Raw genomic sequence first — 17,140 nt, 5'->3', positions numbered from 1 at the left:
TTATGAAAAATACAATTTTAGTACTTGGTTTTATCTTTTTTTTTATTTCATGTAACCAAGTAACAAAACAACAGATTTTAGTTGCTGATTCTCAAGAATTAGAACAAGCAATTAAAGAAGCAAAAGCAGGAGATGATATTGTGCTAAAAAATGGTATCTATACAGATATAGAAATTAAGTTTGTTGGGCAAGGCACTAAAGAAAATCCTATAAAACTAAGAGCAGAAAATCCAGGAAAGGTTTTTATAGAAGGAACCTCTAGCTTAGAAATTAGCGGTAACCATTTAGAGGTAAGTGGTTTATTTTTTAGAAAAGGGCATTCACCTAAAAAAAACGTAATTGCTTTTAGAACAAGTAAAAAAAAAGTTGCTAATTATAGTAAAGTTACCAATTGTGTAATTTTAGATTTTAATAATTTAGAAAGAGATCAAGATAATCTTTGGGTACAATTCTATGGTAAACACAATGAGTTAAGCAATTGTTATATTGCTGGTAAAACCAATGGCGGACCCACTGTTAGAGTAGATTTAAAAGGAAATCAAAGTATTAGAAATTACCATAAAATTATCAATAATCACTTTGGTCCTAGACCAAGAAAAGGTGGTGCAAGAGGAGAAACTATTCAGTTAGGTAGTAGTTTTACATCAATGTCTCCAAGTAACACAACAATTGCAAATAATTTGTTTGAAGAATGTAATGGAGAAGTAGAAATTATATCAAGCAAAACCAATTTTAACATCATTAAAAATAATGTTTTCTATAAAAGCGAAGGTTCTGTAGTTACAAGGCATGGTAACTATGTAACTGTAGTAGGTAATTATTTTATTGGTGATGGGGTAAATGAACAATATGGCGGAATTAGAATTATCAATACAGGACATTGGGTAATCAATAATCTGTTTTACAACATTAAAGGAAAAAATTTTAGAAGTCCAATTGCAGTGATGAACGGAATTCCAAAATCGCCATTAAACAGATATAATCAAGTAACAGATGTAGTGGTTGCCTACAATACCTTTGTAGATTCAGATGCTCCCTTTCAATTTGGTGTTGGGCAAAACTTAGCACAAAAAGATGTTTTACCAAAATCAGAAATTCGTTCTGCAAGAGCCTTAAGAACCGAGGTTGTTAATAATGTAATTTACAATTCTAAAGGAGATGTAAACCCAATTATTGAACACGATAAAGCAGATGGGGTAACTTTTAAAAGTAATGTTATTGATAATAATGGGGTGTCAATTAAAAATAATCACGGTTTAATTTCTAGAGATTTAACACTTACTGATATCGGAACCAACCTTTCTGTTCCAACAACAGGTTTTGATGATATAGAGGTTTATACAGGTTTCGATTTTGAAACAATCACAGAAGATTTATTAGGAAACGTTAGAGGTAAAAACAATCAAATTGGTGCTATTTTAAATGTAGAAAACATCAATTTAAACCTGTTAAATCCCTCTAAATATGGTGCAAGTTGGTATTCAAATAAAACAGAACCAAAAGCACCTAAAATACATTCAGTGTTAAACGAAACAGAGATTCAAACAAAAATTGATGCCGCAGATAATGGTGATATTATAGAATTAAATGATGGTATATTTAATATTTCTGAATCAATAATTATCAACAAAACGCTTACAATACAATCTAAAGCTAACGCAGAAATAGTTTACAAAGGGGCAGCCAACACGCCTGCTTTAGCTTTGCATCCTTATGGTAAATTAACCTTAAAAAACATTACACTTAAAGGAAATTCTACCAATTACGCTTTTGCGAGTTTAAAAGAAAATATGTTCAATCATTTTGGTTTAACGGTTATCGACTCTAAAATAAGTAACTTTAAGTACGCTTTAAAAGTATATAAACAATCGTTTTCAGAACAAATTACGTTTAAAAATACGTCAATTTTAAATTGTGAAAATGGCATAGAATTATCAGAAGAAACCAATGACAGAGGAGATTATAATACAGAATACCTAACGATAGATAATTGTACTTTTAACAACGTAAAACAAAACGTTGTAGATTATTACAGAGGGGGTTATGATGAGTCTACTATTGGAGGTAACTTACTGATAACAAATAGTACGTTTACAAATTGTGGTGCTAAAGAAAGAAACAAAAGGTTACTGAATCATAATGGTATTGTAAATGTAAATATTAATAATAACACGTTTAAAAACAATAATGTTAAGTTTGTTTCCATTCTTTGGGGAGCAAAAAATAATATAGAATCTAATAATATTTTAATGAATTCAGGAAAAATTAAAACTGAAGAAAATTTAGTAATGACCTTAATGTATTAAAATTATGCCGAAAAAATTAATAACATTTGGTGAGGTAATGATGCGATTATCTCCTCCAGGATACGAAAAATTTTCACAAGCTTCTTCACTAGAACTCGTTTATGGTGGTGGTGAGGCTAATGTAGCTATTTCTTGTGCCTATTTAGGAATGAAAGCTGCACACGTAACTCGTTTTCCAAACAACGCATTAGGTAAAGCTGGTGCGCAGTTTTTAAGAAAACATTGGTTAAGTACAGAGCATGTTATTTATGGTGATGATATGATGGGCAAGTATTTTCTTGAAAAAGGGGCTGTACACAGACCTAGCGAAGTTATTTACGAACGTGAAGGTTCTGCTTTTTCTTTAATTCAACCCTCAATGATCAATTGGCGAGAGGTGCTAAAAGATGCAGACTGGTTTCATTGGACAGGGATTACTCCTGCAATTTCAGAAGGTGCTGCCCAGTGTTGTTTAGATGCTATTAAAGCGGCTAATCAATTAGGAATTACAGTTTCTGGAGATATCAACTCTAGAAACAATATGTGGAAATACGGTAAAACAATGCAAGACGTAATTCCAACATTAGTACAACATACAGATGTTGTAATTACAAGTAGTCATGGCATTAAAGAAATGTTTGCGTTAGGAAAACCAGAAGACAGTTTTAAATCTCTAGCCAAACAACTGATAAAAGAGTTTCCTAAAATAAAAAAAGTAGTTAAAAAAACTAGAAGAACGTTAAGCGCTTCTCATCATCAAATTCAAGGTAAAATTTGGAATGGCAAAAACTATATTAAAACAGAAACACTAAACATAACTCATATCATTGATAGAGTGGGTACTGGAGACGCTTTTGCCTCTGGTTTAATTTACGGATTGTTACATTATAATGATGAAGAAGCTATCGATTTTGCAGCATCAGCTTGTGCATTAAAACATACCATTCCTGGAGATGTAAATATGGTTTCTTTAGAAAATGTACAAAGCTTAATGCAAGGAGATACTTCTGGAGCTATAAAAAGATAACACTTTAAATTTTCATTTTAAAAAACCATATTTAATGAATATCAAATCAATTTTCTACATATTTTTAACAGTTTTATCCGTTTGTTTTTTTAATAGTTGTTCTAAAACTAACAAACAAAATAAAGAAGAAAAAACAAAAAAAGTTACCTATCCAAATGATGTAATTCCGTTTATGCATAAATGGAAAATTCTTTTAGGTGATGGAACTCGTTCAGAAAATCTAGTCAATTTTCAAAAAAAAGATTTTTTTTATGTAGAGAATGATGGAACTACAAATTGGGTAGTTTATAAAACCCCAAATTCTGGCATAACCTCAAAAACCTCAAGCAATACTAGATCTGAGTTAGGAGAAAAGAAACATTGGATTCCTGAAGAAGGAGGTAAATTAACAGGTACATTAAAAGTAATGCACGTTTCTACAACTGGCCATGCAAATGTATCTTCTTCTTTTTCTGTGGTTGTAGGGCAAATTCATAGTGACGAAGGTCATGAAAACGAGCCCTTGAAAATATTTTACAAAAAATTTCCAGAACATACAAAAGGTTCTGTTTTTTGGAATTATGAAATCAATACAAAAGGCAACAATTCTGGTAGATGGGATTACTCAACTGCGGTTTGGGGTCACGATTTTTCTGTAGTAGGTAAAAGCCCCACAGAAGCACCAGAAGAGCCCAAAGATGGTATAGCCTTAGGAGAAGAGTTTAGTTACGAAGTTAATGTACATCAAGGTATAATGTATCTAACTTTTAAAAGTAAAGGCCATAAAACCGTTAGATTTACAAAAAGCTTAATAAAATCAGATTTTCCAACTAAAGCAGATATTCCTCAACAGGTTATAGATAATTATGCTTCTAGACGAGCTATAAGTGAAGAGAAAGAAATTGCATATGCTGGAGAAATTAACTATTTTAAACAAGGAGCATATAATCAAGCAAATGCTAAAAGTACCAAATCAGAAATTTACGGTGGTGATATTTCCAAGCAATATGCAAACGGTAGTTATGCTGAGGTTTGGTATAAAAATGCAACTGTTGGTGCATCAGAAAATCCAAACAAATAATAATAACTTGCGTTAACTTTTTTCAAAAGAACAACTTTATTTTTTGATAAATTTTAAAGTTGTTCTTTTGTTTTTATCGTAAATAGTCATAAAATAAAGGCCTTTTGTAAGCGGTTTAACCGTTAAGATTTTTGTGTTTTTAAAAGTTAATACTTTTTGACCAATAGCATTGTGTATTTGAATACTAAAATCATTTAAATCACCAGCAATAAATATGTTGTCTATAACAGGATTAGGGTATATTTTTAAATTAGACAAAACAATATCATCATCAGACAGTGTTGCATCATTTATAATATTCGGACTTCCATATGAATTTGAACAATCCCAATTTTGTGGTAAATGATTTTCTAAATCTGTTGCAATTAACTCTAAAGTTCTACCAGTTTCATCAGCACAATTGGCCCAACTATCATCATAAATCACTTCATCTTGCAGCACATTATCTGCATTAAATAGGCGTACTGCATCAGAAGTGCCCAAACCAAAATCAAACGCTCCTACAAAATTTTTTACCTTTGGATAAACAGCTGTAAAATCTGAAATATCCTTTACAACGATAAGAAATCCTTTTGCAGAAATTGTGGTACCAGAAGGAATCGTGAATACATGAGTATCATCATCATCTTTAAATAGCCAATTAGATATATCTACAGTAAAAGTATTTGGGTTATAAATTTCTACCCAATCATCTGCATTAAATGCATCATTAGATTTATAATTGATTTCATTAATAACCAAAGGTATTTCAGTAGTAGATTTTTTAAAATTAGGTGTAATTTCAATCGCTTTTTCTAAAGCTATAGTTATCATTTTATTTGTTGATGAAATAGCTCCACTCCAATGCGAAAACTCATAACCAGCTTCTGGTATTGCTCTTAATTGTATGGGTACAGTTTCAAAATAATCTCCACTCCAAGAAGTTGTTTTAATTTTTAAGTTTTCGTTAATTTCAACAAAGCCTTGTTCAATAGCTTTAGAGCTAATTGTTATTTGATGAAAATTAGCCAAGTTAAATTTAGCTTTGATATGATTTTTAGCATACAAAGGCCTATTCTCTGCAAAAATTTTCATTTGGTTGATGAAATAAGTTGCTAAAGAAGGGTTTTCTCCCCAATTGTTATAGTGTGCTTCTATTTCAGGGGCAATGGTTTGATGAATGGCATCAATATGATTTTTTATATGTTCAGGTAAAAATCGAGAGTTCAGTTCATCTGCATATCTATTGATAAATTGGTTTCTAAAGGCTGTGTTTGTTATTAATCTTCTAAATAATAATGTAGACCAAGATGGGTTAGGCCAAGCAGGGCCATAAGGTTCTAATGCAAAGTTTAAAGTATCTTCGTAATAATTACCTGCATTCCAAAAAGGACCAAAACTAAAATCAGTATCGTACATAATCCACCTCCATTTGCCTTCAGGATGTTTCCAAAACTTAATATTATTTCCTGGCCAATCTGTGTTATTAAAGAAAATATTTGCAGCTTGATACAGTATATATTCTTTTATATCTATTTGTTGGTTTACATATTCAAAATTTGTAGCAATAGATAAATCTGTGGTATTGATATAGTTAATTAAATTATTGTATTCTTCATTGTTGCCTTCTAATACTTCTGCGTTATTGGTTAATAAAGTTACATCATCAGCATTAATATTGTGTTTAGAGGCAAGCATGTGTTCGTTTACTTTTTCGCGCAAATTATACATGCCCCAATATTTCCCATTAATATAAGTAGCTGTAGGATTATGCTCTTGAAAATCTAAATTGCTACCTCTCATTAAACTGGTAAGCATAATATCTTTCATAGACGATTTTAACCAATCTTGCCCCGAATTTCTTAATACTAAAGATTGAAAATCAGTATAATTTAATGTGTTAAAAAAAGAATGTTTAAACTCAGTATCTCCATATTGTCCTCTTGCAAAAAGCGCTAACGAACGTTGGTCATTTTGGCCTCTACTCCAGCCTCCAAAAATTTTTATACCTCCATTAAATTCGGCTATTTCATCACTGTCGTTTTCATAAAAAGCAAAGTGAATAGGCCTTTCCCAATCTTCCCAAAAATTTGCTCCATAATAAGGTACTTGGTTATTATAAGTACCCTCTGCACCAAAAACATAAATGCCATAATCTTCATCAAATAAATTTCTAGGTTCTGTGGTTAACGAAATAATATCTAATTGGTGATTTGCGCCTAAAATATAAGATTTCGTGTACGTTTTAGAGGGTAGTTGATTATTAGAAAACAGTTTAGCTCTAATATTTTTGTTATTGTTGATTTGAATTGGATTCGTATACAGCAATGAAGATGCGTTTGGTTCTCTACCATCTAAAGTATAACGAATATCTTCGTTTGATGCATTGCCAGATAAAACTAAATTGATAGGATTTTGAATAACACCTCCTTGATGTGAAAAAACCACGCTATTGGTTACAACTCCTAAAAATTCATTTGTAGAGTTTTTAAATCCTGGTGTGGTTTCTGTATAATGAACAATATTGTCAGAGTTTATTGATATTCCTATAGAACTATTTGGAGGTAATTTTGCAGCAGTAATTTCATCTACAATTTCTCCATTTGCATCAGCAAGAAATAAGGTTTCTGATTTAGAGGCTATTTTAAAATTTGTATGAAAATTATTGCCTTTCAGATTTAAAATAGCTGGCGGATCAACCCCTAACGAATTTGGTGTTTTAAAAATTGCTGATAAAAAGGGAATAATGGTAAAATCTGATGAATTAGCACTCACATTATGCCCTTGAATGCTCAATATATTTTCGCCATCATTTAAAAAATTTTTAAAATTTGAAATCGAAAAACGATCAGGTTTTCCACCAGTATACATTTTGGCTTCGTGATCTTGAATGGTATTTGCATTAAAAGTTGGTGGTACTCCATTAATATTTGCGCGTGCCACTTCTTGCCCATTAATATAAGCCACAAAAGCATCATCATAATCAATATCTAAAATTAAAGATGCAATATTATCAACATCATCAATGGTAAAATTTTTTCGTAAGTAAATAGATTTTGTACCACTAGGAATAATTGTGTTATCATCTCCATCAGCATATCCAAATCCAGAAATTCCTTGCGCCCAATTGGTATCATTAAAATTTAAGTTTTTCCAATTGGTATTTGGTTCTGATGTGGGTAGGATATACTTAAAAGAATCTCCTTTATTAACCAAAGTTTTTGGATACTCAATAGAACGTTTATCTTTAGAAGAAGCCCACAAAAGTAGGTATTGATTGGGAGCTAATGAAACGTTTGGGAATGTCCATTTTAAAAGATGATCCTCATCATCAGACAAAGACCAACCATTTATAGAAATTGTTTGATGGCTAGAATTATACAACTCAATCCAATCTGGTGTATCTCCATCTTCATCAAAATAAACAGAATTAGACGAAACCACCTCGTTAAATCGTATAGTTTGTGCTTGTAAACCAAAAATACTAAACAAGAAAATAAATATAAATGGTTTCATTGGGTTCTATTTTTTAGTAATTTACAAATATAAGTCGCTTTGATTTTAGAATATCTCAATTAATTGGTAATTATATCTTTAATTCTCTTATTTTTCTTTGATTTTTTCTATTTTTAAAGAAAAAAAAAGAATGCTCGTAAAGGTTTTTGGTTCTGCTGTTTTCGGTATAGAAGCTACCACAATTACTGTTGAGGTAAATATTGATAAAGGAATTGGCTATCATCTGGTAGGTTTGCCAGATAAAGCTGTAAGTGAAAGTTCCTATAGAATTTCTGCTGCACTCAACAACAACTCCTATAAACTTCCTGGTAAAAAAATCATTATAAATATGGCACCAGCAGATATTCGAAAAGAAGGGGCTTCATATGATTTAACTTTAGCTATGGGAATTCTAGCTGCCTCCAATCAAATAAAATCAGAGAATATTAATGACTATATTATTATGGGTGAGCTTTCTTTGGATGGGAGTTTACAACCTATAAAAGGAGTGTTACCAATGGCGATAAAAGCTAGAGAAGAAGGTTTTAAATACTTTATTCTTCCTAAAGAAAATGCCAAAGAAGCTGCGATTGTTAATGATTTAGAAATTTTAGGTGTAGAAAATATTTTAGAAGTCATCAATCATTTTGATGGTCATCAAAAAATAGCACCCACTATTGTTGATACAAGGGCTGAATTTTACAAAAATATCGATTTCCCAGAGTTTGATTTTTCGGATGTAAAAGGTCAAGAATCTATAAAACGTTGTATGGAAATTGCTGCAGCTGGTGGGCATAACATCATCTTAATTGGACCTCCAGGTTCTGGGAAAACCATGTTAGCAAAACGATTGCCAAGTATTTTGCCACCAATGACATTACATGAAGCTTTAGAGACCACAAAAATTCATTCTGTGGTTGGTAAAACAAAAAATGAAGGGTTGTTGTATGCGCGTCCATTTCGAAGTCCACATCATACTATCAGCAATGTAGCTTTGGTTGGTGGAGGTCAATATCCAAGACCAGGAGAAATCTCATTATCACACAATGGAGTTTTGTTTTTAGACGAATTACCAGAATTTAAAAGAGAAGTTTTAGAAGTAATGCGTCAACCTTTAGAAGATAGAGAAGTTACCATTTCTAGAGCAAAATTTACGGTTACTTATCCGTCATCATTTATGTTGGTTGCGAGTATGAATCCAAGTCCTTCTGGTTTTTTTAACGATCCAAATTCTCCAATGACTTCTACTCCACAAGAAATGCAACGTTATTTGAGTAAAATTTCTGGACCACTTTTAGACAGAATTGATATTCATATAGAAGTAACTCCTGTACCTTTTGAAAAATTATCCGAAGAACGAAAAGGAGAATCATCCGTAGAAATTAGAAAACGAGTAACAGCTGCAAGAGAACTTCAATCAGAGCGTTTTACAGCACTAGAAAATATACATTATAATGCACAAATGAATGTGAAGCAAATTCGTGAATTCTGTAAATTATCACCAGAAAGTTTATCGCTTTTAAAAACAGCGATGGAAAAATTAAATCTATCTGCAAGGGCTTATGACCGAATTTTAAAAGTATCTAGAACTATTGCAGATTTAGCAAATGCTAAGGATATTTCCCCAGATCATATTGCAGAAGCAATTCAGTACAGAAGTTTAGATAGAGAGGGTTGGTTGGGGTAAATTTTCTATTTTTGTAGTCTATGAAAAATCTTTTACCTCTTATTTTTTGCTTTCTATTTTATTTAAACATTAACGCACAAATTACACTTACCCATAATGTAGGAAATACACCTATTAAAACAGATTGGAAATCTTGTGATTACCAAGAATATTGGGCTAGAACATTTACGCTAGCAGACTTTGGAATAGAAACAACTGATCAATTTATTGTTAGATCTGGTCAAATAGCAATTAGTAATTCTTATGATGGCGCTAGATTAACTCTTGGAATTTATGCAATCGATTCTAACTTTCCTAACTCCACAGCAATTTATATTGGAGGAGGTGGAATATTAGCGCCAAAAATTGATGATTCTCCAGAAATTATTCAAATAAACTTTAATACGCCTGCTGTCATTCCTTCAAATACCGAAAGAATCTTAGTTGTAGCAACTCAATCAGATGATATTTACAATGCTGATTATAAAAAAGTTTTAATAGCAGGTACAGAACAAGATAAAGATACTTCTTGGTTTCAGGGATGCAGAGAACTTTATACATATACCTCTACAGAAGATTTAAGCACACCAGTTTTAAATGCCAATTTTTTTATTAATGTTACAGGAGAGAAAAGAAGTATTATTAATTCTGATAATAATATTGTTTTATCTAATAATATAGGTGATAAACTTATTAAATCAGATATGTTTTCTTGTTCTTCTAGCTCTTTATTTTGGGCTAGAAAATTTGATTTATCTGAATTTAATATTAATGAAAATGAAGAGCTTATAATAAATACAGGTAATGTTGGTATTACAGGTGCAGGTTGGTTAGCTACTCTTCAATTTAATATTTACAAAGTAGATGAAAACTTCCCTAATTCATTTTCTGAAGACGATTTAATTGGAAGTAGTCAAATAGAAGATTTACAACCTTTTTCTTGGAGTGCAGTAAGTTCTAAAATTATTACAATTAACTTTAATCAACCAATTACAATTCCTGCTGATGTAAAAAACATATTAGTTGAAGTTCACAAAGGTGTTAATTATGGTGATGCAAATGCTTTTATTGCAGGTACAGAAAGTGATACAGATTTTTCTTGGTTTAGATCGATAGGCTGTGAATCTAACACTTATCAAACCACCAAAGATATGAGGTTAGCAAGACCAAATGCTAATTTTTATATCACTGTAAATGGAGAAGTAAAAACAATACTTCCTTTCGAAATTACCAATGATAATACTTGTAGTAACTTAACAAATAATTTAAGTCTAACCAATCAATCAGAAATTAAATCTGTGGTTTGGAATTTTGATGACCCAGATTCTGGAGCAAATAATACCTCTACTAATATTGATGTGAATCATCAGTTTTCATCAGCAGGAATTTACAATATTAAAGCTACAGTTACTCACATAGATAATACAGTTTATACAATTCCTAAGGAAATCGAAATTTTTGAAGCACCTAACATCAACCCTTCAGTTTCTTTAAAACAATGTGACAATGCTGATATTGATGGCTTTAGTTTTTTCAATCTAAATGAAGTCAAAGAAAAAATTATTACAGACCCAAAAAACTACAGGATCACTTTTTATGAAGATCAAACTGAAGCTGAAAATAATGGAACTGCTATCACAAATAGCACTCAATACGAAAATGAAACTGTAAGTGTAGATAAAATTTGGGCAAGAGTAGAAAATACCAATGGTTGTTATAAAGTGGGTGAAGTAAATCTTTTTGTCTCTACCACTCAAATTCCCCTAAATTATTCCAAATCTTTTTTTCAATGTGATGATGGCGATGATTTTACTGATGGTATAGCCACTTTCAATTTTAGCTCTGTGTCAGAAGAAATTCAAAATATTTTTCCGCCAAATCAGCAACTCATCATCAATTATTATCAAAACGAATTTGATGCCTTAAAAGAAGAAAATGCAATTGCAGATATTAGCAATTATCAAAATACAAACTCGCCCAATCAACAAATTATTTTTATTCGTGTTGATAGTGAGGTAGATAACGATTGTTTGGGGCTTGGGGCACATATTGTTTTAAATGTAGAAAAAGTTCCTGTTGCAAATTCGGTTGTTATAAATCCTGAATGTGATAATGATAGAGATGGATTCTTTTCTTTTGATACATCCACAATAGAATCTACAATTATTGGTAACCAAACCAATGTTACTGTTACTTATTTTGATGAAAATGGAGCGCAATTGAGTAGCCCATTACCCAATCCTTTTGTAACAGCTTCACAAAATATAATTGCTAGAGTAACAAATACAAATTCTCAAGATGCAGATGGCCAATGTTATGATGAAACCACTATTAATTTTGTAGTAAATACAGTACCTGTTGCCAACCCAATTTTACCTCAAGAAGCATGTGATGATGATTTTGATGGAATAGCAGCTTTTGATACATCAAACATTCAAAATACAATTTTAGGTACGCAAACAAATTTAATTGTTACTTATTTTGATGAAAACGATAATCCACTACCAAGTCCATTACCAAACCCATTTACAACCGCATCACAAATTATAAAAGTGCGTTTAGAAAACCCAATTTATGATGTTTGTTTTCAAGAAACCACCATCAATTTTATTGTAAATGAAAAACCATCTTTCAATTTAATTACAGAAGATATCATCTGTATGAATACCAATCCAAGATTAGCAATTAAAGCTGAGAATCCTTTAGGTAATTATTCCTATTTATGGACAGATGAAAACGGAGCAACTGTAGGTACATCTCAAGCAATAGACGTATTTAAAGGAGGAGTTTATACTGTGTTGGCTACATCAGATAAAGGTTGTAATTCTGATGAAATGCGCATAAAAATTAGTGAGTCTTCTGCATCAACTATTTCAATTGTTGATGTTATTGTACAAGATGATTCTGATAATAATTTTATAAAAGTAAATACTACAAACTTGGGTTTAGGCGATTATGAGTATCGTTTGTTAAATGAAAATTATAACATTGTTTATGATTATCAAGAAAACCCAAATTTTGAAAATTTAGATGGAGGAATTTACACTTTAGAGGTTAACGATAAAAATAATTGTGGTACAATTCCACTCGAAATTTCTTTAATTAGTTTCCCAAGTTTTTTTACACCAAATGGCGATGGTAATAATGATTATTGGCAAATTAAAGGCTTAAATAATAGTTTTTATAAAAGTGGGCAGATTACAATTTTTAACAGATTTGGTAAACAAATTGCTAAGTTTACCATAACTGATATGGGTTGGAATGGTAATTATAATGGCAAACCTTTACCTTCAAATGATTTTTGGTTCCAAGTAATTTTGGTCAGTCAAAATGATGTTATAAAAACCAGATCAGGTAATTTTAGTTTGATAAGAAATTAACCATATTCTAACTATAATAGAAATCTTAAATATTCAGATCTAACTTTCTATTCATTGAATAATTATCAGTATAAAAAGGTGTTTTGCGTATTATAAATATCGTTTTATTAAATTTGTAAGATATTTTTCAATAAAAACAAATTATTTGTGATTTATATTGAAATATCTATACTTCAAAAAATATAATCTTTTATAACTTAGTTGATGTAAATTCAAAAAACAAACCAACTAATGAAATCATCAAATTTAAGCAGACGCGATTGGCTAAAAAAAGGAACATTAACGCTAGGTGCTTTGGCACTTGTACCTCATGAAATTTGGAGCTCTAATGTACTAACTGCTCAAAAAGAAAACCGAACTTTCTTATACAATTCTAACAATTATTTTAACGAATTTACACCTCCACTTTTAAAAGAAGAGGCTCCAATGACCATTTTAAGAGCGAATGAAAATCCTTATGGGCCACCACCAAAATCAGCAGCAGCTTTTCAAAAAGAAGTGTTTTCAGGAAATCGATATTCTTGGAAAACCCTAACCAATTTAAAAGCAAAAATTGCAGAAAATGAAGGGATAGATCCAAATCAAATTTTAATGGGGCCAGGTTCTTCTGATTTATTAGAAAAAGTTGCCATGGTTTTATTTCAAAATGGAGGAAATGTAGTGAGTGCAGACCCAAGTTATATGTCTTTAATTGTAGTGGCAAAATCTGTAGGTGGTAAATGGAAATCTTATAAATTATTAGATGATTCTCAACACGATTTAGATGCCATGGAAGCTGGTATTGATGAAGATACCAAACTAGTATACATCTGTAACCCAAACAACCCAACTGGTTCTATTACAGATGCAAAAAAATTAAGAGAATTTTGTAGCAGAGTTTCAGAAAAAGTACCTGTGTTTGTAGATGAAGCGTATATTGAATTGTCTAAAAACGGCATAAAAGATTCTATGAATACGTTAGTTGCAGAAGGTAAAAATGTAATTGTTGCCAGAACTTTTTCTAAAATTCACGGAATGGCTGGTTTACGAATTGGCTATGTTATTGGAAAAAAAGAAACTTTAGATGTAATTTCTGAAATTACAAGAGGTGGAATGGGTATTACAGGGCCATCTATTGCTGCAGCAACTACAAGTTTAGAAAATACCGATTTTTTAGATATGTGTAAAACTAAAATTGCTGATGCAAGAGATTACACCATGTCTTATTTAAAAGAAAACAACTATTCTTATTTACCATCTGAAACCAACTTTATTATTTTTGAAATTCCGATGACAGGAAAAAAATTCTTAAAAGAAATTTATAGCAGAAACGTTGCTGTAAGAGCTTTTAAATTCTGGGATAAAAATTGGTGTAGAGTTAGTATAGGTACTATGGAAGAAATGAAAACCTTTACCAACGCAATCACAGAAATTTTTGCTTAATTTATGGATGGAGCTTTAGAAAAATCCATTTCATTTTTACTTTTTATTTTTATCGGATTTCTTTTAAAAAAGAAGATTTCTGTTGGTGATGAAACAAACGGAATTAAAAGTTTAATTCTTACAATTGCTTTACCTGCAACCATTTTTATTGCACTTTTAAAAGTAAAAATAGATGGTAACCTAATTCTTTTTCCTGTATTGGCATTAGGTTTAAACATTGTTTTATTTGCAATTACGCCTATTTTACTTTCGCTAATTGGCATACCTATGAATTCTGATAAAGGAAGAAGTGCAAGATTATTAATACCATCTTTAGCACCTGGTTTGTCTTGTTTTCCTTTTATTTTAGAATTTTTGGGTGATGGATCTTTAGCAAAAGCTGCAATGGCAGATTTGGGTAACAAATTTTTTGTGCTCTTTTTATTGTATTTAGTCGCTTTAAAATGGCATTATAAAAATGCAGATTTCGAAGCCAATTCACTTAAAACAAAATTAAAATCGTTGGCTAAAACCTTAGTTTACGAACCCGTAAATCTATTTATTTTGGTTGCCTTAATATTAGTTTCTTTTGGCATTACTTTAGATAAAATTCCGAACTTTTTATCAAGTACCTTAACAAGGTTGAGTTATATTATGACACCTTTAGTGCTACTTTTTATAGGTTTGGCAGTAAAGTTTAAAAAGCAACAATTTTTTCAATTGTTTTCTTTATTACTTTTAAGAGCCGGATTTACTTTGTTGTTAATTGCTGGTATTGTCTTTTTTGCTGATATTTCTATAAAAAAAGACATCTTAGTAATGATTGCTTTTTCTTTAAGTTCTGCTAGTTTTTGGCCTTTTGCCCATATTTCTGCAGTAAACTTTAAAGAACAAAAAGAAAACACGAAAGACAAAACTTTTGACACCAATTTTGCGCTATCCATTTTAGCATTATCCCTACCTATTTCTGTAATTCTTATTTTAGGAATTTTAACTGCTGGAAATACGTTTACAAGTATTCATAACATATTAATTTTAGGTGGATGCTTATCTGCAATCGGATTATTTTATCCGATAATCATAAAGGTAAAATCTAATTTTTCTATTTCTAAAAATGATGTAAATACATCAAAAAAAAAGTCAGTTGAGTTTTTAGCTGATAAATAATCTTTTCATTAATCTGTGCTTGTTTAAATTTTAATCAGGCTCAGATTGATGATTTTAAGGATACATCAACTTAGAATTATGAAAAGAAAAGTGGAATTACAAACTGATAGTAGAAAATCAGCAAACACACAGCAATAACATTTAAAATAACACCTGCTCTTACCATCTGATTTACTTTTACATAACCACTCGCAAAAACAATGGCATTTGGTGGTGTTGCCATGGGCAACATAAATGCACAACTGCTTGCCATAGTTACTGGAATTAATAAATTTAAAATCGGGATGTTTAACCCAATTGCAATTCCTGCAACAACAGGCGCTAAAACAGCAACCAAAGCCACGTTACTCATCAATTCTGTCATAAATAACATAAGTACAATTAGTAATGAAACTGTCAATAAAATATTGAATTCTCCTGCTGCAATTGTATCCGTAATTAAAGCCACCAAACCAGAAGAAGCCATTCCTTTGGCAAGGGCTAAACCACCACCAAATAATAATAAAATTCCCCAAGCCAATTGGCTGGTATCTTTCCATTCCAATATAAAATTTCCTTTTTTAAAGTTTATTGGAATTGCAAATAAAGCTAAAGCACCTATTAAACAAATAATGGTATCAGACAACTTTAATCCTGGAAAAATAGAATTGATTAATGTTCTAGAAATCCATAAAAAAACGGTGATTAAAAAAATGGTCATTACTCTTTTTTCTTCGGATGAAATTTTACCTAGTTGCTCTAATTCTTGATGAATTAAATTTTCTGATGATGTAAATACGATGCCTTTACAAGGAAACATCCATTTTACCAATACAAAATAAACTGCTGTAATCATTAGTAAAGAAAATGGCAAACCAAAACTCATCCAAGTTAAAAAGGAAATTTGAATGTTATACTGATTTTCTAATAAACCTATTAAAACCGAATTTGGTGGTGTGCCAATAACTGTGGCTATTCCACCTGCATTGGCAGCAAATGCAATACCTAACATAATGCTTAATGCAAAATTTTTATTGCCTTTTGTAAAACCATCTTTATCATCTATCAAAAGTTTAATTACAGAAATCGCGATTGGTAACATTACTACAGTAGAAGCTGTATTGCTAATCCACATACTCATAAAAGCTGTGGCCAACATAAAACCTAGCACTACTTTTTCTGGAGTTGTCCCTGTCAATTTCACAATAGTTAAGGCAATTCTTCTATGTAAATTCACTTTTTCTAAAGCCAATGCCAACACAAAACCACCAAAGAATAAAAAGATAATTGGGCTACCATAATTGGCACCAACATCTACAATGGGCATCACTTTTAATAGTGGAAATAAAATTAAAGGTAATAGTGCTGTAACTGCAATATTTACGGTTTCTGTGATCCACCAAATTACCATCCAAACTGCTACTGCAATTACTGCATCACCTTTATTAGAAACCAAGGCTACTGGTAAAAATTGAATGATAAAAAATAAAAGAGGCCCAAGAAGTAAGCCTGTTTTTTGTGTTGTTTTCATATAGTACCTGTAAGTATTTGCAAAATAGTAAAAGTTTCTACAAAATTATTAGAGTAATACAACTACTTTTTTACAATATACTAAGAACTAAATAATGTGATTTCGATATAGCTTTTCAGGTTGATACAGGTTTTATGTATCGAAAAACAGCAAATTGTTATTTTTAATAT

Annotated in this window: 9 protein-coding genes; 7 read left to right on the top strand and 2 right to left on the bottom strand. The window is 30.9% G+C overall.

What is annotated here, in order from left to right; translation table 11 throughout:
• Positions 1–2: 2 nt before the first annotated feature.
• Genes ACW9UN_RS09415 through ACW9UN_RS09405 form a run of 3 tightly spaced genes read left to right on the top strand, consistent with a single transcriptional unit; the run spans position 3 to position 4,372 of the window.
• Positions 3–2,306: a chondroitinase-B domain-containing protein gene (locus ACW9UN_RS09415; RefSeq protein ID WP_459486015.1), complete on the top strand. Its 2,304-nt coding sequence runs from the start codon at positions 3–5 to the stop codon at positions 2,304–2,306.
• Between the two features lie 4 nt (positions 2,307–2,310).
• The gene (locus ACW9UN_RS09410; RefSeq protein WP_459486014.1) at positions 2,311–3,312 is read left to right on the top strand and encodes a sugar kinase; all 1,002 of its coding nucleotides are present in this window, start codon (positions 2,311–2,313) and stop codon (positions 3,310–3,312) included.
• Between the two features lie 34 nt (positions 3,313–3,346).
• Positions 3,347–4,372 carry a polysaccharide lyase family 7 protein gene (locus tag ACW9UN_RS09405; protein WP_459486013.1) on the top strand — a complete coding sequence of 342 codons (1,026 nt, stop codon included), beginning with the start codon at positions 3,347–3,349 and terminating at the stop codon, positions 4,370–4,372.
• A 36-nt stretch (positions 4,373–4,408) separates the two neighbouring features.
• On the opposite strand, the gene ACW9UN_RS09400 is transcribed toward ACW9UN_RS09405, so the two are convergent.
• Complete coding sequence (locus ACW9UN_RS09400; protein WP_459486012.1) at positions 4,409–7,867, bottom strand: CotH kinase family protein; 3,459 nt, start codon at positions 7,865–7,867, stop codon at positions 4,409–4,411.
• Positions 7,868–7,997: 130 nt separating this feature from the next.
• Here ACW9UN_RS09400 and ACW9UN_RS09395 point away from each other — a divergent pair, with 130 nt between their 5' ends.
• The 4 genes from ACW9UN_RS09395 (at position 7,998) to ACW9UN_RS09380 (ending at position 15,460) form a co-directional block, all read left to right on the top strand.
• Entirely contained in the window at positions 7,998–9,533 is a 1,536-nt protein-coding gene (locus tag ACW9UN_RS09395; protein ID WP_459486011.1) for a YifB family Mg chelatase-like AAA ATPase, read from the top strand.
• A 20-nt stretch (positions 9,534–9,553) separates the two neighbouring features.
• Positions 9,554–12,892, top strand: coding sequence for an FIDD domain-containing protein (locus ACW9UN_RS09390; RefSeq protein WP_459486010.1), 3,339 nt, complete (start codon positions 9,554–9,556; stop codon positions 12,890–12,892).
• A 231-nt stretch (positions 12,893–13,123) separates the two neighbouring features.
• Positions 13,124–14,314: a pyridoxal phosphate-dependent aminotransferase gene (locus ACW9UN_RS09385; protein WP_459486009.1), complete on the top strand. Its 1,191-nt coding sequence runs from the start codon at positions 13,124–13,126 to the stop codon at positions 14,312–14,314.
• Between the two features lie 3 nt (positions 14,315–14,317).
• Positions 14,318–15,460: an AEC family transporter gene (locus tag ACW9UN_RS09380; protein ID WP_459486008.1), complete on the top strand. Its 1,143-nt coding sequence runs from the start codon at positions 14,318–14,320 to the stop codon at positions 15,458–15,460.
• Positions 15,461–15,536: 76 nt separating this feature from the next.
• Here ACW9UN_RS09380 and ACW9UN_RS09375 read toward each other — a convergent pair whose 3' ends face one another.
• Entirely contained in the window at positions 15,537–16,970 is a 1,434-nt protein-coding gene (locus ACW9UN_RS09375) for an SLC13 family permease (RefSeq protein ID WP_459486007.1), read from the bottom strand.
• Between the last annotated feature and the right edge of the window lie 170 nt (positions 16,971–17,140).

The sequence above is a fragment of the Polaribacter litoreus genome, from assembly GCF_054584775.1.
The sequence above is the reverse complement of the archived record's forward strand: the minus strand, read 5'-3'. Positions and strand labels throughout refer to the sequence as shown.